This window comes from Vibrio sp. SCSIO 43155, assembly GCF_023716605.1.
Classification (GTDB): domain Bacteria; phylum Pseudomonadota; class Gammaproteobacteria; order Enterobacterales; family Vibrionaceae; genus Vibrio; species Vibrio harveyi.
Genome location: NZ_CP071853.1, coordinates 977206 through 998678, shown reverse-complemented (window position 1 = coordinate 998678; position 21473 = coordinate 977206). Strand labels below are relative to the sequence as shown.

The 21473-nt window shown below is 43.0% G+C and carries 22 protein-coding genes; 6 read left to right on the top strand and 16 right to left on the bottom strand.

Going from position 1 to position 21473, the window contains the following annotated elements:
• Positions 1–98 precede the first annotated feature (98 nt).
• The 5 genes from J4N44_RS21350 to J4N44_RS21330 all read right to left on the bottom strand — a co-directional run bounded on the left by J4N44_RS21350 (position 99) and on the right by J4N44_RS21330 (position 7398).
• Positions 99–2288, bottom strand: a complete 2190-nt coding sequence (locus J4N44_RS21350) for a DEAD/DEAH box helicase (protein ID WP_252045753.1) — start codon at positions 2286–2288, stop codon at positions 99–101.
• On the bottom strand, positions 2285–3595 hold the full coding sequence (locus tag J4N44_RS21345; protein ID WP_252045752.1) for an ATP-binding protein: 1311 nt from the start codon (positions 3593–3595) through the stop codon (positions 2285–2287). The genes J4N44_RS21350 and J4N44_RS21345 overlap by 4 nt, the downstream gene beginning before the upstream one ends.
• Entirely contained in the window at positions 3596–5878 is a 2283-nt protein-coding gene (locus J4N44_RS21340) for a tellurite resistance TerB family protein (protein ID WP_252045751.1), read from the bottom strand. It lies immediately after the preceding gene.
• A 524-nt stretch (positions 5879–6402) separates the two neighbouring features.
• Entirely contained in the window at positions 6403–6897 is a 495-nt protein-coding gene (locus J4N44_RS21335; protein WP_188052690.1) for a YcxB family protein, read from the bottom strand.
• 240 nt (positions 6898–7137) lie between these two features.
• Positions 7138–7398, bottom strand: a complete 261-nt coding sequence (locus J4N44_RS21330; protein WP_025557554.1) for a DUF5062 family protein — start codon at positions 7396–7398, stop codon at positions 7138–7140.
• 424 nt (positions 7399–7822) lie between these two features.
• On the opposite strand from J4N44_RS21330, the gene J4N44_RS21325 reads away from it, so the two are divergent.
• Positions 7823–8770: a hypothetical protein gene (locus J4N44_RS21325; protein ID WP_252045750.1), complete on the top strand. Its 948-nt coding sequence runs from the start codon at positions 7823–7825 to the stop codon at positions 8768–8770.
• A gap of 125 nt (positions 8771–8895) precedes the next feature.
• Here J4N44_RS21325 and accD read toward each other — a convergent pair whose 3' ends face one another.
• Positions 8896–9765, bottom strand: coding sequence for an acetyl-CoA carboxylase, carboxyltransferase subunit beta (accD, locus tag J4N44_RS21320; RefSeq protein WP_252045749.1), 870 nt, complete (start codon positions 9763–9765; stop codon positions 8896–8898).
• Positions 9766–9874: 109 nt separating this feature from the next.
• Between accD and J4N44_RS21315 the strand changes: the two genes are divergently transcribed.
• Entirely contained in the window at positions 9875–10768 is an 894-nt protein-coding gene (locus tag J4N44_RS21315; protein ID WP_252045748.1) for a LysR family transcriptional regulator, read from the top strand.
• A gap of 68 nt (positions 10769–10836) precedes the next feature.
• Here the strand turns inward: J4N44_RS21315 and J4N44_RS21310 are convergent, their stop codons facing one another.
• Positions 10837–11097: a nicotinamide mononucleotide transporter gene (locus J4N44_RS21310; protein WP_009696752.1), complete on the bottom strand. Its 261-nt coding sequence runs from the start codon at positions 11095–11097 to the stop codon at positions 10837–10839.
• A 149-nt stretch (positions 11098–11246) separates the two neighbouring features.
• Positions 11247–11729, bottom strand: coding sequence for a tetratricopeptide repeat protein (locus J4N44_RS21305; protein ID WP_050925196.1), 483 nt, complete (start codon positions 11727–11729; stop codon positions 11247–11249).
• Between the two features lie 175 nt (positions 11730–11904).
• On the opposite strand from J4N44_RS21305, the gene J4N44_RS21300 reads away from it, so the two are divergent.
• Positions 11905–12519, top strand: coding sequence for a 3'-5' exonuclease (locus tag J4N44_RS21300; protein ID WP_009696754.1), 615 nt, complete (start codon positions 11905–11907; stop codon positions 12517–12519).
• Positions 12520–12603: 84 nt separating this feature from the next.
• Here J4N44_RS21300 and J4N44_RS21295 read toward each other — a convergent pair whose 3' ends face one another.
• Together J4N44_RS21295 and J4N44_RS21290 are read right to left on the bottom strand one after the other, a co-directional pair.
• Positions 12604–12834 carry a hypothetical protein gene (locus J4N44_RS21295; RefSeq protein ID WP_009696755.1) on the bottom strand — a complete coding sequence of 77 codons (231 nt, stop codon included), beginning with the start codon at positions 12832–12834 and terminating at the stop codon, positions 12604–12606.
• A 151-nt stretch (positions 12835–12985) separates the two neighbouring features.
• Positions 12986–13324, bottom strand: coding sequence for a winged helix-turn-helix transcriptional regulator (locus tag J4N44_RS21290; RefSeq protein WP_005451632.1), 339 nt, complete (start codon positions 13322–13324; stop codon positions 12986–12988).
• A 187-nt stretch (positions 13325–13511) separates the two neighbouring features.
• On the opposite strand from J4N44_RS21290, the gene J4N44_RS21285 reads away from it, so the two are divergent.
• Entirely contained in the window at positions 13512–13952 is a 441-nt protein-coding gene (locus tag J4N44_RS21285) for a YybH family protein (protein ID WP_009696756.1), read from the top strand.
• A 2-nt stretch (positions 13953–13954) separates the two neighbouring features.
• On the opposite strand, the gene J4N44_RS21280 is transcribed toward J4N44_RS21285, so the two are convergent.
• Complete coding sequence (locus J4N44_RS21280) at positions 13955–14374, bottom strand: PaaI family thioesterase (protein WP_047515694.1); 420 nt, start codon at positions 14372–14374, stop codon at positions 13955–13957.
• 294 nt (positions 14375–14668) lie between these two features.
• Between J4N44_RS21280 and J4N44_RS21275 the strand changes: the two genes are divergently transcribed.
• Positions 14669–16429: an ABC transporter ATP-binding protein/permease gene (locus J4N44_RS21275; protein ID WP_252045747.1), complete on the top strand. Its 1761-nt coding sequence runs from the start codon at positions 14669–14671 to the stop codon at positions 16427–16429.
• Between the two features lie 440 nt (positions 16430–16869).
• On the opposite strand, the gene J4N44_RS21270 is transcribed toward J4N44_RS21275, so the two are convergent.
• From J4N44_RS21270 to J4N44_RS21255, 4 genes are all read right to left on the bottom strand, one after another.
• Complete coding sequence (locus J4N44_RS21270) at positions 16870–18282, bottom strand: coniferyl aldehyde dehydrogenase (protein ID WP_252045746.1); 1413 nt, start codon at positions 18280–18282, stop codon at positions 16870–16872.
• A gap of 128 nt (positions 18283–18410) precedes the next feature.
• Positions 18411–18821 (bottom strand): GNAT family N-acetyltransferase, encoded by a 411-nt coding sequence (locus J4N44_RS21265; RefSeq protein ID WP_239924712.1) that lies wholly within the window; start codon positions 18819–18821, stop codon positions 18411–18413.
• Between the two features lie 3 nt (positions 18822–18824).
• Positions 18825–19379 (bottom strand): GNAT family N-acetyltransferase, encoded by a 555-nt coding sequence (locus J4N44_RS21260; protein ID WP_239924711.1) that lies wholly within the window; start codon positions 19377–19379, stop codon positions 18825–18827.
• Between the two features lie 13 nt (positions 19380–19392).
• Positions 19393–19845 (bottom strand): NUDIX hydrolase, encoded by a 453-nt coding sequence (locus tag J4N44_RS21255; protein WP_005451621.1) that lies wholly within the window; start codon positions 19843–19845, stop codon positions 19393–19395.
• A 149-nt stretch (positions 19846–19994) separates the two neighbouring features.
• Between J4N44_RS21255 and J4N44_RS21250 the strand changes: the two genes are divergently transcribed.
• Positions 19995–20894 carry a DMT family transporter gene (locus J4N44_RS21250; RefSeq protein WP_252045745.1) on the top strand — a complete coding sequence of 300 codons (900 nt, stop codon included), beginning with the start codon at positions 19995–19997 and terminating at the stop codon, positions 20892–20894.
• 85 nt (positions 20895–20979) lie between these two features.
• On the opposite strand, the gene J4N44_RS21245 is transcribed toward J4N44_RS21250, so the two are convergent.
• Complete coding sequence (locus J4N44_RS21245) at positions 20980–21294, bottom strand: DMT family transporter (RefSeq protein ID WP_005451619.1); 315 nt, start codon at positions 21292–21294, stop codon at positions 20980–20982.
• Positions 21295–21473 lie beyond the last annotated feature (179 nt).

Sequence of the window (21473 nt, the reverse complement as noted above, 5' to 3'; positions counted from 1 at the left end):
TGAGGATTTTGTAATTCATTTTTGGACAGAAGTTCGCTAGTGTTGCTACTTAATTTAGAAATATATAGATTAAGTCAGGTATCGGGAAGATCTAAGTATCAAACAAGAACAAGCCACTCTTTAGCCCCGTTAATATCAAACGCCTTTGTACCATACCCAATAGAGAGAATGTCCTCAGGCAAAAACTCGTCAAACTTATCAATTTGCTTTTCCAATACAGACTTGGCTAACTCTGTCTCACTAGGTAGTTGTCTTGAAGCTAGAATACGTAAAGTCGACTTAACGCCCTCAAAGGACGTTTTTTCTACTTCAATGACTCCGGCATATGCACTAGCTTCGTATCCATTCATGATGAGGAGAGCTACAATAGTGTTGACTACTTTATCACCTAACCACGTAAACAAATAAGTACTGTCACCAGCTTTCAATAGCGGTTTTTCCGCTAAATCTGATAGTTGAAAAAAGGTTACACTTTCCTTAAATTGTTCTCTTGCAATCGAATCGGCAAAATCCACTTTTGTGTTACCTACTGAAATTCTGTAATCACCATCTTTGAGTATGCGAAACATTTCTTGGCGAACAACGTCATGGATTGTAATCCCACTACCCCCAAATTTTGGTGCTTTACCACCTTTAGCGTGTTCAACATAAATGGTTTTTTTGTCACTATCGATATCAATCACTCTCCATCGTTTCCCACCAAACACAATTTTCTGCCCAACTAACACAAGTGAGTCGATAGGAAGTGCTCCCAGCGCTTTTGTTCCACTAATAATCCTGTACTCCTCTGGTGTTTTGAATACAGCATAAAACGAATAGTGACTTGTAATACGCTCACCCAATAGACCTAAAACTAATTCACCGTTACCTAACTGAGTAATTAGATCAGTATTCCCCATATGGACAAGAAGGCCTTTGAAGTGATCTACGCCAACTTTCTGAAATGGCCCTTCTTTACAGAGCAAGTTAAATAGTTGCGCAGCCCGAATGCCCCCCCACTGAGCTATAACAGCAAGTATTTGATGTAGAAGTGCAGAAAAGTGGTAAAGGGACGTATCAGCGGGCTCATACCATTTACTACCTATGAGTAGCCTAATCATTGCTAGGGATTGTATTAACTCTAGGCGGAGTATATCGAAAACATTTGAATCTTTTGTAAGTTCATCCTCCGCAATCAACACTCGCAGTACAGAAGGATCACCACGCCTTCCTGAGCGTCCCATTCTCTGTCGCAGGCTCGAAATGGAGTGAGGAGACGTAACCTGTATGACGGAATTAACTTTGCCAATATCGATACCCAACTCAAGAGTCATGGTACACACCGCCGTTGTAGGATATTGCTCTTTTAGAAGACGTTTCTCTAGGTCTTCTCTCAACTCCTTCGCAAGCGAGCCATGGTGAGGAAAGAACTCATTCGGCACGCACTGCTGCTCACAAAAATCGCTAAGCGTTGCAGCAATGCTTTCAGTTCTATTCCGGCTATTTGCAAAGACTAAATGGTTCCCTCCTCGACAAAACTTGAACAGGTCTTGGCAGATTTTGTATTCAGCATCAATTGGTATTTCACTATCGACCTGAGCGGGATTCAAATACCCTTTGACTTGCACCTTAAGTACAGATGTCGAATTCGAGTCCGTTATTATTTTACATGGCATAGATTGATTAGGACGAAGTGACAACGGTGTTTTGTCTAACTCACCAAGAGTTGCGCTCAAAGCAACCCTAGGAATCGGCTTCTTCAAACTCTCAAGAAGATGTTCCAATCGGTGAAGCAAAGAAAGTAAGTGATGTCCGCGCTCTGTGCCAAGAAATGCATGAAACTCATCAATAACGATATATTTCAAATCAGAAAATGCAGACTTCACCCAGCCAGAATCTCGGATAAACAACGATTCGAGCGATTCGGGAGTGATTAGGACAATTCCCGCAGGTGCCGTTTTTAACTTATTCTTTCGACTTTTAGAGCTATCCCCGTGCCAAGGGGTTACTGGTATATCCATTAAGTCTGATAGGCTTTCTAAACGCCTATCTTGATCATTTATTAAAGCTTTTAGCGGACTGATATAAAGGATACCTACTCCTTCATCCTGACTAGCTATAGCACTGATTGCTGGAAGAAAAAATGCTTCAGTTTTTCCCGCAGCTGTAGAAGCACTAATAACAAGGTCAGTTTTTGCTGAAAGAATCGGCTCAATAGCTAGGCATTGGATTTCTCGTAGGTTTGTCCAACCTTGTTTAAATATCCAGCGTTGAACTCGAACATCGAGCTTTTCATGTTCATTTATCATAATTTGAAGTCAGCGAGACCATCCACGTTTTCATCTAATTCAAGTTCAACGTCAGAAGGCTTCTCATCTTCAATTCCAAGCGTTGGAAGCAGATCGTCCCAGCTTATCGTTGGATTTTGGTCGATTACCGCCAGCATATCCAAAAAAGCCTTTATCGTGTTACGTGGAGTTCGAAAGTAAGCTTGTCCAATAGTCTGACTGCAATGTTTTAGAAATGCGATTAAGGATTCGTCAGGAACAAGATACTTACTTTCGTCACCTTCGGCATAAACATGACGCAAATTTTTTAGTAGTATATAGAGCTCTTCTGGGGTCAAGCTTGCAAGGTGCAGTGCTGGAGATGAGTAGTCGATAATGCCTGCTTGCTTCGCAAAGCTATTATCCGCGAGTCTCGACTGAAGTGCTTCGTAACTATAAAGACCTTTCCTAGGGTCAAGGAGGAACTCAGGCGTTCCACCAAGTAAAAAACCTAAATACTCAGTAGTGCCTTGTAGACAGTCATTGAGAATTCGTAATATCTGTTCATAGTTAGAAGTCCTAGCCGTTGTGTTATTCAACTTATACAGGTTTACCATTTCATCGAGGTTAACGAGCAACCCCTGATATCCCGCTTGGCGAACGAATAGACTCATTATTTTGAGCGCGTCATAAAAAGACGAATCTGAAATTATTGTTCTGACGCCTAAATCTTTGCGAGCGTCCGTTTTAGTTGAATATTCAGCACGAAGCCATTTTATGGCATTAGCCTTTTGAGTGTCATTGTCTTGTTCATGTCCAACCCAATAAGCCTCGATTACTTTTGCGAAGTCATAACCGCCAACAAGATCAGAAATTGAAGATAGCTTTTCATGGATAACTGCATTGATGCTTTTTCCTGTCGCATCAGCTTCCTTTCTCACTTCAGTGATAAACTTTTCGACCACACTAGTTAGCGCATTTCCATCTGGTTTATTTCGCGTGGACATATTACGCATTAACTCTGAGTATAGATTTCTGGCTTGCCCAGCAGATGCATGCATTCGTCTATCTGGAGACAAGTCGGCATTAACAGTTACCAACTTTCTTTCTAAAGCAATAGCCCGAACAACACTCAAGAAAAATGTTTTGCCTGAACCATACTCTCCAATAATAAGCCTAAAGGCTGAGCCTCCATCGGAAATCCGCTCAATGTCTTGAAGAAGCGCTTTTAATTCGTTAACGCGACCAACTTGAATATGCTGAATCCCTACTTTGGGAGTTACACCAGATTTCAGCGATTGGATAATTGCATCTCTTTCTTTTGCACGTATTTTTTTTGCAACCATCATTTAACCTTCTAATTCTTTCACAATTTCTAGATCGACGTAAATATCACCATCATCATCCAAGACAGGAGCATCTACTTTTTCGTAAGCCCAATCATTGATAGTTTCTATCGCGCCATCAACCATCAAGTTCAGTTTGCTACATAGTTTTTGAACTTCACTTCGCGGCCATGTTTCTTTGCTCAGTAGCATATCAAACAGATTTTTATGCGCGTTATCCAACCCATCACAACCTGTAGAGAACGAGTTCATCATCTCTATTTCTGGTTCGATATCAACCGCAAATATGCTTTCTAACATGCTCTTAGCATCGCTCGTATCACTCTCATGCATCGCCAGAATGCTCTCATCCAACTGGAAGTTACTTCCGATTTCGTCGGTCGTTTTTGGAAAGGCGGAATCAGGTACTCTCGTCGATGCTAGGTCGTGAATATCGCTCGTGACAAGTGATTTATCCAATCCCAAACATGTATAGAGTTTCTCTATTTGTTTTATTTCAGATGAATCGACCTTACCGTCAGAAAGAGCAATTGAAATCATAAATTTCTTTAAGGAATCAATTTGTGGAGAGTTGAGCTGCTCTATTCTTGCTTTTAACCCTGCGGTGTTCGCCGGGGTATTAAGTCGCCACGTCAAGTAAGCATTCAATGAGCGTTTCTCGGATGGAGAGAGTCGGTCATCATGCTCAAGTAATTTTTGCAGCGTCATTTTTTCATCTTGGTCAACGATACCGTCAATAGTAGCCACCATTGCGCCAAGCCTCATCCACAAACTTACTTGGTTGAAAGCCGAACTAGGTTCAAAAAATTCACCATGACCTGGTGAGAACAATACAATGTTGCCATCAGCTTTGAACTTTGTTTGATGAAAACGCATATCCGGGGCGATACCTATATCAGCTTTAGCAGCAAGTTGAATAAGGAGCTCGTTTTCTTTCTTGTTCATAGCCTTGGGAAGCGGTATTCCAGTGTGAGACCAAAACTCTTTCACTGTCGTTATCCCGTTATTACTCTGAACCACTTGAACAGCCCATGATTTGAAAGATCCAATGACTGATGAGTTGGATTCATTTGCTAGTTCTTCTGGGAGTAACATCAATGCGGCTATATCATTTTTCGAGGTATCAGCCTTGCCTAAATAGCGACTATAGCTACTTAGTTCTTCCGTGCACTGCTCTGCAATAGGAATAAGCTTGTTTATAGGGCCTTTGAGAATACTAGGATCAGGCAACCCTTCCAGGTTTAAGTCGAAACCATTAATCCCGTTGCTTGCCGCATGATATGAGAGTCGAAGCTTTGTTTTGTTTGGCTTAACTGATATACCCTCCCCAAATTTTTGAGAGAATCTTATTTCGAAAAGTTTGCGAAACTCATCTTCACACCGGCGAGCCGGTGTTTTTAGTGAATACTCAAGTGAATTTGTTAACCAGTCTAACGCTAACTCCGCCCCAACAGGTTGCTCATTAACTACGGTTTTGGCTAGTTTCAGCTTGAATGACAGTGCATTCTTTGTGTCTGGTACTTTTGTAATCCGTTGTTCAAGTAGAGTAGCTCTGAGCAAAGCCATCAATTCAAGAAAATTAGCCGAATATCCTCTAAAAGAGCGGTTTGTATTGAACACTTTATGAAGACGTAATACCTCTTCAAATATTATGGTAAATTCTTGATCTGATACCTGAGAGTTAGCTTGATTTTCAATGATTCTTCTTTCAAAACCATAGAAGTAAATGAACACGTATCCGATTGGTGTGTTTGGGTCAGAGCGGTCAGATGCTAACCAGTCTAGATAGGCTCCTCTGCACTCTTTTGATAAAGAGGAATAACTTGGCCAGTACCCTAGTGTTTCGTCGGTATATAATTCCGCTCCGATGTCCATTGAAGGTTTTGATGCGGGACGTTCCTCATCAACAAGAGATGGTTCTAACCCATACCCATCAAGTGACTTCATTACACCACCACAGTAAAAAAGACCTTTGTGAAGCCTTCTTCCGTTAATGGTCAGTTGCTCACTTTCGCCAACCCAACGACCCTTTTGTTTATTAGGCGATTTTTCAGTTTCTCTTCCAAAACTTGTGCGAATTGTAAACGTTGCAAACTCTTCATCACTATCATTATAAGAGGAAACTGATATCGCTTGCGTACTGTAAGCATCACTCTTTTGAGCAGAAGGCTTTGAGACTGTATTATTTTGGGAAGACTCATAGCTGTTGGAAGTTTTGGACTTAGAGTTCCCAGTTATCAGCTTGTACAGAATATAAATGATGATAGCCCCAACAAAAAATTCCACGTTTTTACCTTTGTATCAATGAGGTAGATAGGTTCTGACAACCATCCACTTAGTAGTCAATAAATAGCATATTGATTTATTCGATAAACTTGGTCAAATGAAAGCGTAACAAAGTGTGAAGGGTTTTAATGATAAAACGCAATAGGGCAAAGATGAGCCGCTAGGACAAGGTCCACTAATTAGTTTGCTAAATCATGAGCTGCAAGTTTCCGTACATCATACAGGTAAAAATTGAATCTTCAAAAGCGATATATAATTGATTGCATAAAAATTTCTATTCAGCTCTTGATAAACGTTTGCTTGACGTCATTTTAATAACTCCCCCAAATTTGCTCTGTTATTAGAACCTAACGCGCGGTGAGTAGATTCCTAGTCTCGCCTAGGCTCGCTGGAATGACCCATCTGTGGCGCCGAATGTAGTGATTCAGTTTTTGAGTCAGAATCAGAGCTACCTCATGAACACCAAATCCTAAGAGTAAAAAAGGCGAACCCACTGGCTCGCCTTTTTTGAAAGTAAGAATTTGTTAGCTCGCTTTCGATGCCGCGTGCTGCTCTACCATAAACGCGATGACTTCTTCATTTAAGCAAGATTTGCTAATGTATTGGCGTTGTTTACCAATATGAAGGATAAAGCCCAAATCGGTTTGTTCGAGTTGGTCGATTTCTTTCCAAGCGAGGCTGCGATCGATTTTACCGCTTTTGTAGCGCACGCCATCCGCGTTAACTTCAAACACCACTTTGTTGCCACGGCTTGAACTAATGGTTTGACGCCACAGCCACCACGTTCGCTTGCAGTACACGCTGAACGCTTCAATCACACTCAATACGATAAAGAACCAACCCACATAACCGTTAGGTAGCAGTTCAAACTCCAATAAAACCACACCAAAAATAAGAAACAAGATCCCTTTCAGGTATGCGTGTGGGAACTTAACTGGCTGGCTAGTTTGATCATAACACTCAGCAAAGAATGGTTTGTCGAGTGTGTATTCTGTGGTGAATTCGAAATCTTTAGACATGTATGGTTACTTTAAGGTTTCTGTGAATGAGTCTACTTGGTTGCTCTCTCGCAACGCGTGCATTGTAGCGCTTCTCTTGGTTTATCTTTAGTCCTTTTGATTCTGTTTTGTAAATCAATAATAACGAAACATTAGAAGGCCTCGGTGCACTAGCCAAGATCAAACAAAGCGAACCATTTGGCTCGCCTTGTTAATTAATGGTCTATGTTAATTAATGACCTATGCGACTTCTTGAGTTTTCTACTTTAGAGGGTCGTTATCTGGCAAAGCACTGTGTATCCACACTGCCAGTCTGTGTTTGATGCTTGCGCCGTCTAGCTTGCTTTCCGGCAGTGGCGTTATCTGTTTTGCATCGACCAAGAATAGATAAATCGCTTTTACTCTTAGAGGTTGTGGTGACTGAGGAAGGTCAAAACCTTGTAGCTTCGCCATCTTCCCGCCAATCTCTAGTGCCTTCTTAACCAGTTTGTCTTCATTCTGAAGCTTGGAGCTTTTTGACATTGATAGATTCCTCTTCTTCGCTTCCAGTAAGAATACATTAAGTGTCACGTATGGCGTGTTAGTAAGCTCGCATATTAGTAAGATTCCCTGACATTGCCGCGCAACTGATTAAACAACGACCGGGCATGCTGATATTGGCGATACAGCAATGTAGGCAGGTCACTTCACCACATTGCTTCTGGTTTCAAAATGCCCCCTCTTTTTATGGTCTCTGAGCGTTTTCATTGGCTTTTTCTTTGAATCAATCTCAAACAAATAAGTTTAAATGATAATTATTATCATATTTGTGCTTACTTTATAAAATCCTACTGATAAGCTCAGCTTTGCTTCTCGATACTGAAATTGAGAACACTTACATCGGTCGAGTTAAACCTCTCTTCCGATTGAAAAATTAATAAAAACCATAAATAACAGGCTACTAACTATGAACATTAAAAGAAGCTTCGCCGGTCTGGCAATTTTCGCTGCATTTAACGCTACGGCTTACGAACACTATTCTGTGTTTAAAGATTACATTGACCAAGGTCTGGTCACTGCAAACCAATCTCGCTTAACACAAATAGCAAAGTCTAACCAAGGGCAACTGACTGTAGCTGGCGCGTACTCATACGATCAGCTAGGACGAGTAACACAGCGCGACTACGCAGACAGTACATTTGACTACGCCTATAACGATGCAGGCTTTTTGGAATCTGCACGTGCGCTAATGAAGCACGGCTCAATCAACAGTTACGTTAGACACACCAAAGAAAACTTCATCTCTCAATACAGCTATAACGAACTCGGTCAAGTTGATGTTGAGAATAAGCAAGTCTTTCAGGATGAGGCTGCCGATCTTAACGGTACACCTATCGCGACATATCGAATTCAATATACGTATAGTGCTGATGGCAAACTTCTTCAACGCCGCCAAGTACCGCAGTCTGGCGACGATATGTCTGTTCGCGAATTTCATTACTCCTACCATGAAGATGGTAAGTTAAGAAAAATCCGTGAGGTTAAGCTCTCGACACCAAAGGAAAAGAGTACCCTCTTGCTGCAATACTACCCGAATGGCGAAATCAAAAAAGCAACTCAGAAGTTGTTCGGCAAAGGCAGCAAAACCTTTGAAATGGAGTATGTGGATGATGGTTCATTGGTTTATGGTGTTTACTATGTAGATCCAGTGAAAGAGTGGAAAGTAGACTTAGATTTCTTTGGTCTTGCCTTCCATCCAATCAAATCAATGAAACAAACCGCTGGCGATGCAGTCAGCACATACCGCTATCAATACCAGAACAGCGACGGTGATACTCTGCCAGATGTGGCACTGCTAGAGGTCACACTGCCAAGCTTTAGCCAAACTATTCAGTACAATATGACGAATAGATAACGCTAAACCCTTCTCGAAGATATTCTCGTATCAGACTATCAAGGAAGACCGCGCTTCTGGTCTTCCTTGTTTCCCAGTAAAAAAACCGTGACAAAGCAGCAAGCTTATATGTCAACAAGACAAAGTTACCCTGCATCTATCTGGATACTTGTATTGGTCAACTTTGCTATTAGCCCACCTACTCGTTCTCGCATATCCTGCCTTTGTACGATCATATCAAGAGCGCCATGCTCAAGTAGAAACTCACTTTGTTGAAAGCCATCCGGTAGCTTTTCTCGCACGGTTTGTTCAATCACACGACGCCCTGCGAACCCGATTTTGGCTGCAGGTTCACCAATGTTGATGTCCCCCAGCATAGCCAAACTTGCAGAGACGCCGCCGAACGTTTGATCAGTCAATACCGAGATATAGGGCAAGCGTGCATCAGACAAACGTGCTAATGCTGCACTGGTTTTTGCCATCTGCATTAACGCCATTAAGGACTCTTGCATACGAGCGCCACCACAAGCTGAAAAACAAACTAATGCACAATTATCTTCTATTGCTGTATCGACAGCATCAACAAAACGAGCCCCTACGACCGACCCCATTGAACCTGCCATAAATGAAAACTCGAATGCACAGGCGACAATGGGTAAACCTAGTAGCTCGCCTTTCATTGCAACTAATGCATCTTTCTCTCCTGTATTCTTTTGAGCAAGTGCGATACGTTCTTTGTAGCGCTTTTTATCCTTAAAATTGAGCATATCTGTTGGCTCATACTCACTGCCAATTTCTATCCGCTCCCCTTTATCCAAAAAGCTATCCAAACGATGCCGCGCTGACATCCGCATATGATGTTGGCATTTTGGGCAAACTTCTAGGTTCTCCTTAAGGGCGAGCCGATACAAAACTTGTTCGCAAGAATGACACTTGGTCCATACCCCCTCTGGGATGGATGCTTTGCGCGTACTGATGATGCTCTTTTTATCTAATAGCTTTTCTAGCCAACTCATTGGGATCCTTCAACTTAGAAATAATGTTATCGAGCATTGTATAAACCTGTTTCAAGTAATAAAGTGCACTTTACGGGCTTTATAATCCAATAATATGGGATAAACCAAAATGCTTGAGAGAATTGATCAGCAATGGCTAAAGAGCTTCCATTGTGTCTATGAAAACAATAGCTTTAAGAGAGCCGCCGAGTTTTTATCCCTGCCGACTTCAAATGTCAGCCGCCATATTGCTTTACTAGAAGAACAACTTGATGTGCGATTGTTTGATAGAACAACCCGAAGAATATGCGCTACAGATGCCGGAGAGCACCTCTACATACGTACGCAACCTCTTTTGGACAAACTGAATGATGCGCTCGAAGAAGTCACGCAACACTCACATCAAGTCACGGGACAACTTAACGTTTTAATGCCAGATTCACCGGAGTTGGCGCGAGCGGTTGTCTCTTTCTGTTCTCAACACCCTGCGATTTCATTGAGTTGCGAGACCAACCTAAGCCCTAAAGAGGATTTGCTTGATGGGTTTGATGTTATCTTGAGTTTTCATCGTGGAAAACTTGAAGACAGCAATTGGATTGCCAAAGAGATTAAGCGCTGGTCTAGCGTTGTTGTCGCCTCACCTATACTGCTGCAAGCATGCCAAAAACCTTTCAAAATTAACGATTTAAAACACCTTCCTTGTATTAGCAGTTTTACTGCATTGAAAGGAATGCCTTGGGTTTTCAAAAACTCAGAAGGAGAGCAGATAACTCAACGAGTACAATCTGCATTTAAGGTTAATAGTGGGCAACTTGCTAAAGCCGGCGCGTTAGCAGGATTTGGCTTTGCTATTCTTCCCGAAGCGTTCTGCTATGAAGACGTACAATCCGGAGTACTGGAAGTCGTTGAACTTGAATACAAGCCAGAAGATTTGGTGTTATACGCCTTTTACGCTTCCAGAAAGCACGTAGCGAAGAAGATCCCGATGTTTATTGAGCATTTGAAACGTTTGTCGAGCATTTGAAACACTCAATACATAACAAGAACACTAAATAAACCCGTCCCCTCTCCTGCACTTGTTCAATTTACCGCTTATTGCTCAACTGGCGTCACTTTTGATTCGTCGTCAGGTTGAGACCACTTGATGATGGCTCGTAGGTTCATAGAGAAGAAGATGATATTGGCGATTATCATTGCCACGCTGCCTGTGAGATACCCGACTGCAACCCAACTGGTGTTTCCGCACATCATTAAGATGAAACCAATTTTGTTCTTGTTTCCGATTTGCCAAATGGCAAGAAACGTAAGTACCATCGCAACCCAGTCGATCCCATAGTACTGAAAGTATTCCATTGTCCTCTCCATGGATGTAACACTTTAAAACGGTGAGCAAGCGCCTTAATGAAGCTTTAACACACCACTTTAATGATAAAAACAACAAGGCGTAAATGCCGCGCGTAGTGAATCTTTTTTGAATATTTGATGATTACTAGAACCAAAAGCTACCAAGTTTTATCGAGATCTCGAGCGTACAAAGAAATAGCTCGCTGATACTCTTTAATTGCATCGCTGTTGGTGGTGGACACTAAGAGTTCGAGTAACAATGATGTGGCTTCTTTATGTCGACCCACATTGTAAAGACACATTGCATAAAAAGGCTGAACTTCGATCGCATTAGGGTATTCATCCAACGTTTGTTCAAAATAGCTTAATGCTTCTGAATACTCGCCAAGGCTTCGGTAGGTACTCGCTAAGCCGAACAAAGCATCAAATCTTTCTAGCGAAGAGAGTGTTCCTGAAAGCGCAGACAAGTAATGACCGATTGCTTCTTGCTCTTTGCCTTCATTGTCGTACGACCAAGCGATTTGTAAGTGCGCTTTTGCGGCAAAATGTTCATCGTCTAGTAGTGTTGTAAGTAACGCTCTCGACGCTTGATACTTAGCTTCTTTTCGCAGCTCAATTGCTTGTTTGATGATCGTTTCCATAATTTCCCTCGAAGCTAAAAGCGCTCGTTTAAAGAGCGCGCAATCGCAATGTCTTTGTTGGAATGAATCAAGAATAGTAAATAACCTAACTCACACAGTCTACCCATCATAACCTTTCTTTTTGTATCCGTTTCGTTGATACTCTTGCCCCTTATCGTTCAGTTGGAAAACTTTCATGCCCCAAGCTAACTCTGTTGTCGTACTCGACTTTGAAACCACTGGTCTCTCTCCGAATATGGGTGACCGCGCCATTGAAATCGGTGCAGTAAAATTAGTCGACGGTGAGGTTGTCGATAGTTTTCAGCAACTGATGAACCCAGGCTTTAGAGTCAGTTCTTTCATCGAGGGTTACACTGGCATTACCAATAACATGTTACGCACCGCACCAAGCTGCGATGAAGTGATGGCATCATTCAGCGAGTTCATTGCCGGTGAAAATCTTATCGCCCACAACGCATCTTTTGATAAGCGCTTCCTCGATGCGGAGCTTGAACGAATCAACTGTGGTTACTCAGGCGAGTTTGCATGCTCATTGCTAGTGGCAAGACGTTTAATTCAAGATGCTCCTTCTCATAAACTCGGAGAACTAGTTCGCTTCAAAAACATCGATAATGACGGCGTTTTTCACCGAGCGTTAGCCGATGCACAGATGACAGCAAAACTCTGGATTGAAATGGTCGAGGGCTTGGAGCAATCCGGCATTCACAATCCAAGCTTTAAGTTTATGCAAACCGTGAGTAAAACAGCGAAAGGGAAAGTCGATCTGCTACTCGCGAAAAACCGCGCTTAGATCTCGCGACTATGATGTTTGTTCTCAAGCATCATAGTAAAGGTAAATAATCTATGGTTGTTTATGATTAGAAATACCTAATCGTTAAGAATCGCGCTCGTTTTTCATCATAAAACCTTGATACAGAGCTCCGAGCTTAGCATTCAGCTCCTCATTATTTTTTGCAGATACAGTACCTACCAAAGTCGCGCCGCTTGCCGTACCTATTGTTACATCAAAGTTTTCATTATCCGTACTTTCGACAAAGACATAGTTGTCGTTCTCTCTGTCGTAGAAAGAAGCAAAATTATCGTCAATAGATGTATTAAATTTCATAAATCAACCCGTCAAAACCGTAATGATTGTGACTCTTTTTTAAGGTCGGTAATACAGGTATATGTTAATTCTCAGTCTCATTCCACAATCAGATGCAATCAACATATCTATTAGTTTCTACATAAGGGTTCTAAAGGGTTAGATGCGTAACCTACTCGGCATCCCAGTCATCAACTTTTTGGACTATGATGTCGACAACACTAGCAAACTCTCTACCTTTTGGGGTTAAACCGTAATTCACAGTCACAGGGATAGTGTCTTCTTGTTTTCGCCAAACAAACCCATATTCGCACAGTAACTTCAAGCGTTCGGTGAGCACCTTGCTTGAAACCAGCGCTAATTGCTTGCGAATTTGACCGAATCGCATCTCTTCTTGTTGCCCGAGCAACCAAACGATGTGAGCAGTCCACTTAGTCGATATCAATGTTAAGTATTTATCCACGCTGCAATAGCCAACAGGCTGTACTTGATGATTTACTTTTGACGACATCGCCCTTCCCTAATCCGTTTTTTACCGCCAGTGTAATCAAACACTACACCTCAGACCATTAGTTACCTGAGAGTAACTAGTTACTTTTGGGAAGCTAATTTTAATTCGTAACTAACCGTTCTATCTTGAATTGGCAATTAGGCAAAGGGACGAAAACTGCCTGAGGCAATAATTAGAGGATTACGTTATGCGATATATTTTTCTGTTTATTTCTTTTGTCTCACTTGGTTTACATGCGGAGACGCTCTATCCGAAGCCACAAACACCATCAGAGTTACATGCATTATTTGGTCAATACTTTGCGGATAAAGATTTGGAGGGATTAGGAACACTTTTCCATCAAGATGCGGTATTTATTTTGGATAAAGAAGGCAATCAAGCCAAAGGGCAAGAAGCGATAAAACGCGTATTGGAAGGTTTTATGAAAGGCGATGTCACCATGCATACAAAGCGCGTTTCCATCCACATTAATGATGACATTGCCATGGTGCGTTCAGATTGGGAAATAATGAACACTTCGCAAGGTGCAACTCAGACAAAAAACGCGATACAAGGAACGGCATTGGAAGTCATGCATTATGTAGATGGAGGTTGGGTTTATGTTATCGATAATCCCAATGGCTTTTGAGGTCAATATTCGGCGTCGACAACATGCTGCATGAACTTCGCTTCTGCTTTTGAGTAACATTGTTCCCCTACATAGATTTCGCTTTGCAGTAGAAACATTCCTCGTTTGCTCTTTACGCAATGCGCCTCAACGCGAATGATGGCATTAAGGGGAACCGGTTTGATAAAGCGAACCTCGAGCTTTGCTGTCATTGCACATATCTTTTGAGCAAAAAGGCAGTGGGTCATAGCCGTGTCATGCAAAGCGCAGATTGCTCCGCCTTGCATGACACCTTGATATCCCTGAACTTTCTCTGTTGGTACGATTTCGCACTGCACGCCGCCATTCGGCATCTGGGAAAACTGAACAGTATCGTTGGCGTTGAAAAATGGCTGGCAACACACTGCACACTGCTGGTGGTTTTTGGGGTTGTGGTGTGACATAAAATCCTTCTGTATCTGAGACGTCTCTGAACTTAAGCTGCTTTAATAAGAGCGTTCACGAATCATGCATCTAACTCAACATTCAAAGGCGAGAGGCGCTTATTCATTGGTAATGGGATATGAACTGTAGCCCTCATTATTAGCATATGCCAATAACAAATAGTGAGAAATTAGGTTCCATGAGACTGTATTCTTTCTAACGAATGAACCGTGACTCGAATCGGACGCGCCACTGGTCACGTCTCAAAAAGTCGCTTACTATGCCAAGTACCTATAAAGCTTTGTGAGCTACTCATGAGCAGTAAAAATAATAAAAACCTTGGCATTCTTCTTAAACTCAACACCTTTATTTCGCCTTATAAATGGCGTGTCGCTGCTGCCCTAGTCGCACTTGTTGCGACAGCAAGCCTAACGTTGTCCGTCGGTTATGGCGTACGTATCCTGATTGACCAAGGCTTTGCTCAGCAATCATTACAAGAGCTAACCAACGCGATTCAGTTTATTGTTGCCGTCACTTTATGTATTGCCGTTGGAACGTTCTTCCGCTTCTACCTGGTTTCTTCGGTTGGAGAACGCGTCAGCGCAGATATTCGCCTTGCGGTGTTTAATCATGTGATTACCCTGCATCCGAGCTATTTTGAGACCAACAGCAGCGGCGACATTATGTCTCGCCTCACGACTGATACGACTCTACTTCAGAGCATTATTGGTTCGTCGTTTTCCATGGCGATGCGCAGTGCATTGATGTGCTTTGGTGCGATCATTATGTTGTTCGCTACTAACGTTAAGCTCACTTTGATAGTTTTGGCGTCTGTGCCTTTTGTCTTGGTGCCGATATTAGTTTATGGTCGGCGCGTTCGTGCTTTATCGCGTCAAAGCCAAGACACAATGGCGGATGTGGGCAGCTACGCTGGCGAAGCGATAGAACACATAAAAACGGTGCAAAGCTTTAGCTCAGAGCAGCATGAACGCGCAGCGTTTGCTGTCGAAGTAGAAAAAGCCTACGAGGTAGGCAGACAACGCGTCAAACAGCGCGCAATCTTGATCTCCGGCGTTATTGTGATTGTTTTCAGCGCTATTGCAGGCATGCTTTGGGTAGGTGGCAGTGACGTTATTCATGGCAAGATGTCGGCTGGTGATTTAGCTGCGTTTGTGTTCTATGCCATCATGGTTGCATCCTCTACTGCCACTATTTCTGAAGTGATGGGAGAATTGCAACGAGCCGCTGGTGCAACCGAACGATTGATTGAGATCCTGCAAGTTGAGAGTGATATCAGTGCACCAAGCCATCACCTTACTATTACCGACCGCATGCCTGCAGAAGTCACGTTTGACTCAGTGAACTTCAACTACCCTTCTCGCCCCGATCAGCCAGCTATTAAAGGATTAAATCTCAAAGCAGAACAAGGGAAAGTGTTAGCCTTGGTTGGTCCTTCTGGTGCCGGTAAAACAACGTTGTTTGAGCTGCTACAACGATTTTACGACCCGCAGCAAGGACATGTATTGTTTGGAGGTGAAGATATTCGACAGTTCGATCCTAACGATCTTCGCCGCCAAATGGCATTAGTCCCACAGCAACCCGCATTGTTTAGCCATGATGTATTCCACAATATTCGCTACGGTAATCCGGAAGCCACAGACGAACAAGTGATTGAAGCAGCAAAGAAAGCCCATGCTCATGAATTTATCGAAAAGCTACCTGACGGCTATCATAGTTTTTTAGGTGAGCGTGGCGTAAGGCTATCTGGCGGTCAAAGACAGCGAATTGCCATTGCTCGTGCAATTCTAAAAGATCCGAAAATTCTGCTGCTTGATGAAGCCACCAGCGCACTTGACAGTGAAAGTGAACATCATGTTCAACAAGCGCTTGAAGCCTTGATGAAAGACCGCACTACGTTGATCATCGCACACCGCTTATCGACAATTCAGCACGCAGATAAAATTGCAGTACTCGACGGTGGCGAACTGATTGATATCGGTAACCATCAATCATTGATGCAAAGCTGTGAACTGTATCAACGATTGGTCGCGTTGCAGTTTAAACATCTAGAATAGCGACGGCGTTTAGCGCTAGTGATGTTAACGAAACAAAGAAACTATACCCAAGTGACTTCAAGATGCAGGATTCAGAGCGTTGTCATTGATTCGAGAGCAAGGAAAACAACGCAGTGTAATAGCCAGCTCTTTCCAAGTTGTTTGACGCAGCAATCGGGTCAATGACACGCTCCCAAAGGGCGAGCTGCCTTGGCTTGTATACTTTGTTGCCGATTCTTGATTTAGACCCACTAAACCTTTAAATCGCCGCCGCGTCTACAAACCAAGTCAGTCTCGCTGAACCTAGCATCTCGAGGTTACTTGGGTATAAATATGAAAAAGCGCACCACGACGATATGTTAAGGTGCGCTTATTTGTTTGCCCAGCAGCTAATATGAGTCAGTCATAGACCTCCGGCTCTACCGCAGAACGTTTTTCTTGAAGTTCCAATATCAATAGCGTTAACGCATAAAGAACTTTTGCAATGCTTTGATCGCCATGCCACGACGTTCCAGCAACATGCCTACACGAGGTAGCCACGTTGGTGTATTCAGGATGGTTTTGGCGTGACTAAAGGTTCTAAACCCTTCCTCGCCATGGTAGTGACCGATACCAGATTCACCAATACCACCAAATGGTGCGTCTTCCGCGCCAACGTGCAAAATCGTGTCGTTCACTCCGACCCCGCCACTGTGAGTGTTACGGGTAATTCGCTCAATAATGCTCTTATCTTCTGACATGATGTAGAGCGCAAGTGGGCGTTGATTCTGGTTGATGTAGCTGATGACCTCTTGGATATCACGGTAAGGCTTGATTGGCATAAGAGGACCAAAGATCTCTTCCTGCATAATGGTCATCTCTTCCGAAACATTGGTGACTAAGTGCGGATATAATCGTCGACCTTCTGCTCTCGTTTCAGGCACGGTATGTAACTCCGCGCCCTTGGCTTTGGCATCTTCCAATACCGCCTTTAATCGGTCGTACTGACGCTGATTGATGATATGAGTAAAACCTTGTTCTTCTTGACCTTTGAGGTACAGCGCTTCAAAGCGTTGTAAGAAGTGTGCGACGAACTCGTTAACCCTTCCCTCTGGTACAAAGGCATAATCTGGCGCAACACAAATTTGTCCGGCATTGATGCATTTACCGAACAAAATCGCATCAACTGCTTTGTTCAAGTTAGCATCATCTGCCACGATAACTGGAGACTTACCACCAAGCTCCAAGGTAATTGGGGTTAAATTCTCCGCTGCAGCACGAGCAACCGCGCGACCAACATTAGTAGAGCCAGTAAACAGTAGGTGATCGAACGATAATTTGCTGAACGCTTGAGCCACTTCGGCTTCACCCTCAACCACCTCGACATCTTCAGGCAATGCTCGACAAATCTCAGAAATCACCTTGTTGGTCATCGGTGTAAATTCGCTGAGTTTCATCATCACTCGGTTACCTGCCGCAAGCGCGGTGACTAATGGCGATAAGCTGAGGATTACTGGGAAGTTCCAAGGCGAGATGATACCCACCACACCAACAGGTTGATATTCAACGGAGACTTTAGACGGGGCAAGTAACAAACCAGAATGACGGCGACTTGGCTTACACCATTTATTAAGGCGTTTTAAGGTGTAATTGATTTGAGCAACCGTCGGCAATACATCCGTCATTGCTGTATCAAATTCTGAGCGGTAACCAAAGTCCTCACTTAAGGCTTCCACTAGCGCTTGCTGGTTATTCAAAATAGTCTGCTTAAGAAGGTTAAGCTTCTGTTTTCTTGCCTCTAAACCCGGATAAGGTTCGGCATTGTATGCAGCTTTGAGCTTATCCAATTTTTGTTGCAGCAGTTGACCAACTTCGACGTCGACGATCGCATTCATGATTTTCTCCTTGTGCACCCAATCTAGGGCAATGTCGCACTTATGTATGATTTAAAGTTAACATAAGGGCAACATCCTGACTATTAACGCAATAAGGAAGTTAGAGTTCAAACTCAGATTTGTTTCGGTTAAAGCGCAAATTTCATCTTGTAGTAAGAGACGTCAGATTTGTAGAAGCGTTCGCCTTCAACGTTCATCCCAAATTTTTCGTAAAAAGCCAGTGCGGATTCTCTCGCATCGCACCAGAAATATTCAACAGGTGAGAACTTAAGACTTTCTAACACATATCGAATCATGGATGAACCAATACCCAACCCTTGATACTCAGGCAAGATAGCAAACTTGCGCAATCGAGCTTGATTGTCATCTCGGTATATCGACGCCACCCCCACCAATACGCTGTCGACGAATGCGCCAAAATGCTCCGCTTCCTCGTCGCCCTCTACTTTGCAATGTTCGATGGGTTTATTTGCCCAAAGTACTTGATGGCGAATTGGCATCGCATCTTGCCAAGTGATTTTATCTATACTGATGTTCATGCGTTACGACTCTCTCAAATGCAATTCATAAATGCCCAAACGCTGACTGGCGTCGAGCATCTCAAAATCATGATCAATGTATTCCTTTAGCGTCGCACCAGCGCGCTCTGCAATTTTGATGCTTGGTATGTTGTCTTCCATGCAATGAAATTGGATCGCTTTTGCATTGCCTCTTTCTCGAATCAGTGGCACCAAACTCATCAAGACCAAATCAATTATTTGATGACCCCGACCTTTCTCCGCCAACCAATATCCAATCTCGGTTGCTTTGCTTTGTGTTTCGATGCCTTTGATACCAAGCACACCGACAAACTCTTGATTTAGGTTTATCGCAAACCAATAAGCATCGAGAGCATTGGAATTAATCCGTTGAGAAATATACGCCACCGCTTCTCTACGGTTAGTGACCCAGTCTGTCCAAGGTAGATATTGAGATAAACTCTCCCGACTCTCATTAACCACAGAGAGCAAGGTAGAAGCATGTTTAGTCAGCAAAGGCTCAATGGAAATACGCTCAGTAATTTGTAGTGCCTGATGTTGTTCATAGCCTTGGTACATAGTGATTCCGTAGTTAACTTTGCTTGATCAAAGTGAATGGCGTCAGTTCGCTTTCAACATAGTGTTTCCATACATGCTCGTACAGGTGATGTTGATTGGCAAATGGTACGAGTTGTTTTGCCTCTTCTAACGTGCACCAACGGTAGTCGGTATGTTCATGATTAAGCGTTACTGTTTGATTTGGCTTGCAGAATAATACAAAACAAGGAATAACCATGATTCGATTCTTGTGCGCTTCATAAAACTGTTCGAGAAAGTCTGCAGTATGAAGCTCTACATCTTCAATCTGTGTTTCTTCCTTAAGCTCTCGTACGATCGTTTGCCAGCCAGTTTCCCCCTCTTCGACACCACCAGCGACATGACACCAATAGCCGCCTTTCACTCGTTCTAGTAATAGCATTTTCTTTATGCCGTCGAATTCAGAAATCACCACACCGGACACATGCGTTGCTTGAATAGGAATCATCCACTTTTCCTTTAGAAATTATTGTTTTTACTCTGAACAAGACAGTCTACCTCGGTTCAAAAAGAAACGCGGGCTTTATCCCAGCGTACTGATCTTTTTGTGAGTTTAGTGTGCTAAAGTGCGATCTCCCGCAATAAACGAGCAGTAAGATGCCTAACTCACTCAACTCAATGATTCCCATTGGCGTGCGCTTTATGGTGCTGTCCGCGTTTGGTTTTGCACTGATGTCTGCCACGGTCAAGCACGTTAGCTTACACGGCATTCCCGTATTTGAAATCGTAGCCGCTAGGGCGCTGGTTTCGTTAGTGATCAGCTATCTCGATGTAAAACGTAAAGGTATATCCGTTTGGGGTAATAATAAGCCCTTGCTCTTTGCTCGCGGTGCCGTTGGAACCATGGCTCTGATGTGCGTGTACTATTCCGTTACGACTTTGCCACTGGCTGAAGCGACCATTTTTCAGTATATCCACCCTGTTTTTACTGCCTTACTCGCCGTTTTCTTCCTTAAAGAACGTATCCAGTTCTCGACGTTTATTTGTATCGCCCTTTGTTTACTTGGGGTCTACGTCATGGTGCGACCAGAAACTGGTCCAGACGCCGAACATGCCTTACCAATGTTCAGTGTGATGATTGCTATCTTAGGCGCATTTGGCAGCTCTATTGCGTATGTAATCGTGCGTAAGCTAAGCCAGACAGAAGACAGCTCTGTCATCATCTTTTATTTCCCATTAGTGGCGCTGCCTGCATCGATTCTTTTGATTGGCGATCAATTCGTCATGCCGGATTTGTATCTAACAATGATGCTTGTTTTGGTTGGTGTGTTTACTCAGATAGGACAACTGGGGTTAACGAAGGCAATGCAAACACAAGAAGCTGGTAAAGCATCGGCTTACTCATATGTACAGATCATTTTTTCTGTTGTGTTAGGTATCGTCTTCTTTGGAGAACTGCCTGCGGCATGGACATATCTGGGGGGAGCTCTCATCGTGGCTGGCGCTTTGATTAATGTCTTTGGACAGCACCTAAAACTGCCATTTATGAAGCGATAATAAGCTCTTTATAAAGGAGCCCCTTTGTTTCAAACAACAAAAGCCAGAGCAAGACTCTGGCTTTTCTTTTGACAGCTCAACTAGATTAAGCGGCGAACTTTAAGCCAGCAATACCGGCAACAATGAGCAGCAAGCTGATGAGCTTGATTAACGTGGCTGGTTCATTAAATAAATAGATGCTGGCAATCGCAGTTCCTATAGCCCCTATTCCGACCCAAACACCGTAGGCAATGCCTAGAGGTAATGTTCTAAGTGCAATACCAAGTAACCAAAAGCTTAACACCATAAACCCGACCGTAAAGGCAGACGGCGCAAGCTTACTAAAGCCTTCCGAGTATTTAAGACCGACCGCCCATGCCACTTCGCATAGCCCCGCGAGAAATAGAATTGCCCAAGCCATTGAGAGATTCCAAATGATTGGGGTCGTCCCCGATAGTGATAAGAGCGGTGAGGTCGTCCTCACTTCTTGTGAATCCACATTATAAATAAAAAGCGCTTACCAACAAAATTGAAGTGACTTCACGTAAACGTCGAATCGATTAATAAGAAAAATAAGTTCATTTGAATTAAATAGAATAT

Bases quoted from the DNA above. Each gene is read 5' to 3' on its own strand.
- J4N44_RS21350 (WP_252045753.1), bottom strand. From the start codon at position 2,288: ATGATAAATGAACATGAAAAGCTCGATGTTCGAGTTCAACGCTGGATA.
- J4N44_RS21345 (WP_252045752.1), bottom strand. From the start codon at position 3,595: ATGATGGTTGCAAAAAAAATACGTGCAAAAGAAAGAGATGCAATTATC.
- J4N44_RS21335 (WP_188052690.1), bottom strand. From the start codon at position 6,897: ATGTCTAAAGATTTCGAATTCACCACAGAATACACACTCGACAAACCA.
- J4N44_RS21330 (WP_025557554.1), bottom strand. From the start codon at position 7,398: ATGTCAAAAAGCTCCAAGCTTCAGAATGAAGACAAACTGGTTAAGAAG.
- J4N44_RS21325 (WP_252045750.1), top strand. From the start codon at position 7,823: ATGAACATTAAAAGAAGCTTCGCCGGTCTGGCAATTTTCGCTGCATTT.
- accD (WP_252045749.1), bottom strand. From the start codon at position 9,765: ATGAGTTGGCTAGAAAAGCTATTAGATAAAAAGAGCATCATCAGTACG.
- J4N44_RS21315 (WP_252045748.1), top strand. From the start codon at position 9,875: ATGCTTGAGAGAATTGATCAGCAATGGCTAAAGAGCTTCCATTGTGTC.
- J4N44_RS21310 (WP_009696752.1), bottom strand. From the start codon at position 11,097: ATGGAATACTTTCAGTACTATGGGATCGACTGGGTTGCGATGGTACTT.
- J4N44_RS21305 (WP_050925196.1), bottom strand. From the start codon at position 11,729: ATGGAAACGATCATCAAACAAGCAATTGAGCTGCGAAAAGAAGCTAAG.
- J4N44_RS21300 (WP_009696754.1), top strand. From the start codon at position 11,905: ATGCCCCAAGCTAACTCTGTTGTCGTACTCGACTTTGAAACCACTGGT.
- J4N44_RS21295 (WP_009696755.1), bottom strand. From the start codon at position 12,834: ATGAAATTTAATACATCTATTGACGATAATTTTGCTTCTTTCTACGAC.
- J4N44_RS21290 (WP_005451632.1), bottom strand. From the start codon at position 13,324: ATGTCGTCAAAAGTAAATCATCAAGTACAGCCTGTTGGCTATTGCAGC.
- J4N44_RS21285 (WP_009696756.1), top strand. From the start codon at position 13,512: ATGCGATATATTTTTCTGTTTATTTCTTTTGTCTCACTTGGTTTACAT.
- J4N44_RS21280 (WP_047515694.1), bottom strand. From the start codon at position 14,374: ATGTCACACCACAACCCCAAAAACCACCAGCAGTGTGCAGTGTGTTGC.
- J4N44_RS21275 (WP_252045747.1), top strand. From the start codon at position 14,669: ATGAGCAGTAAAAATAATAAAAACCTTGGCATTCTTCTTAAACTCAAC.
- J4N44_RS21270 (WP_252045746.1), bottom strand. From the start codon at position 18,282: ATGAATGCGATCGTCGACGTCGAAGTTGGTCAACTGCTGCAACAAAAA.
- J4N44_RS21265 (WP_239924712.1), bottom strand. From the start codon at position 18,821: ATGAACATCAGTATAGATAAAATCACTTGGCAAGATGCGATGCCAATT.
- J4N44_RS21260 (WP_239924711.1), bottom strand. From the start codon at position 19,379: ATGTACCAAGGCTATGAACAACATCAGGCACTACAAATTACTGAGCGT.
- J4N44_RS21255 (WP_005451621.1), bottom strand. From the start codon at position 19,845: ATGATTCCTATTCAAGCAACGCATGTGTCCGGTGTGGTGATTTCTGAA.
- J4N44_RS21250 (WP_252045745.1), top strand. From the start codon at position 19,995: ATGCCTAACTCACTCAACTCAATGATTCCCATTGGCGTGCGCTTTATG.
- J4N44_RS21245 (WP_005451619.1), bottom strand. From the start codon at position 21,294: ATGGCTTGGGCAATTCTATTTCTCGCGGGGCTATGCGAAGTGGCATGG.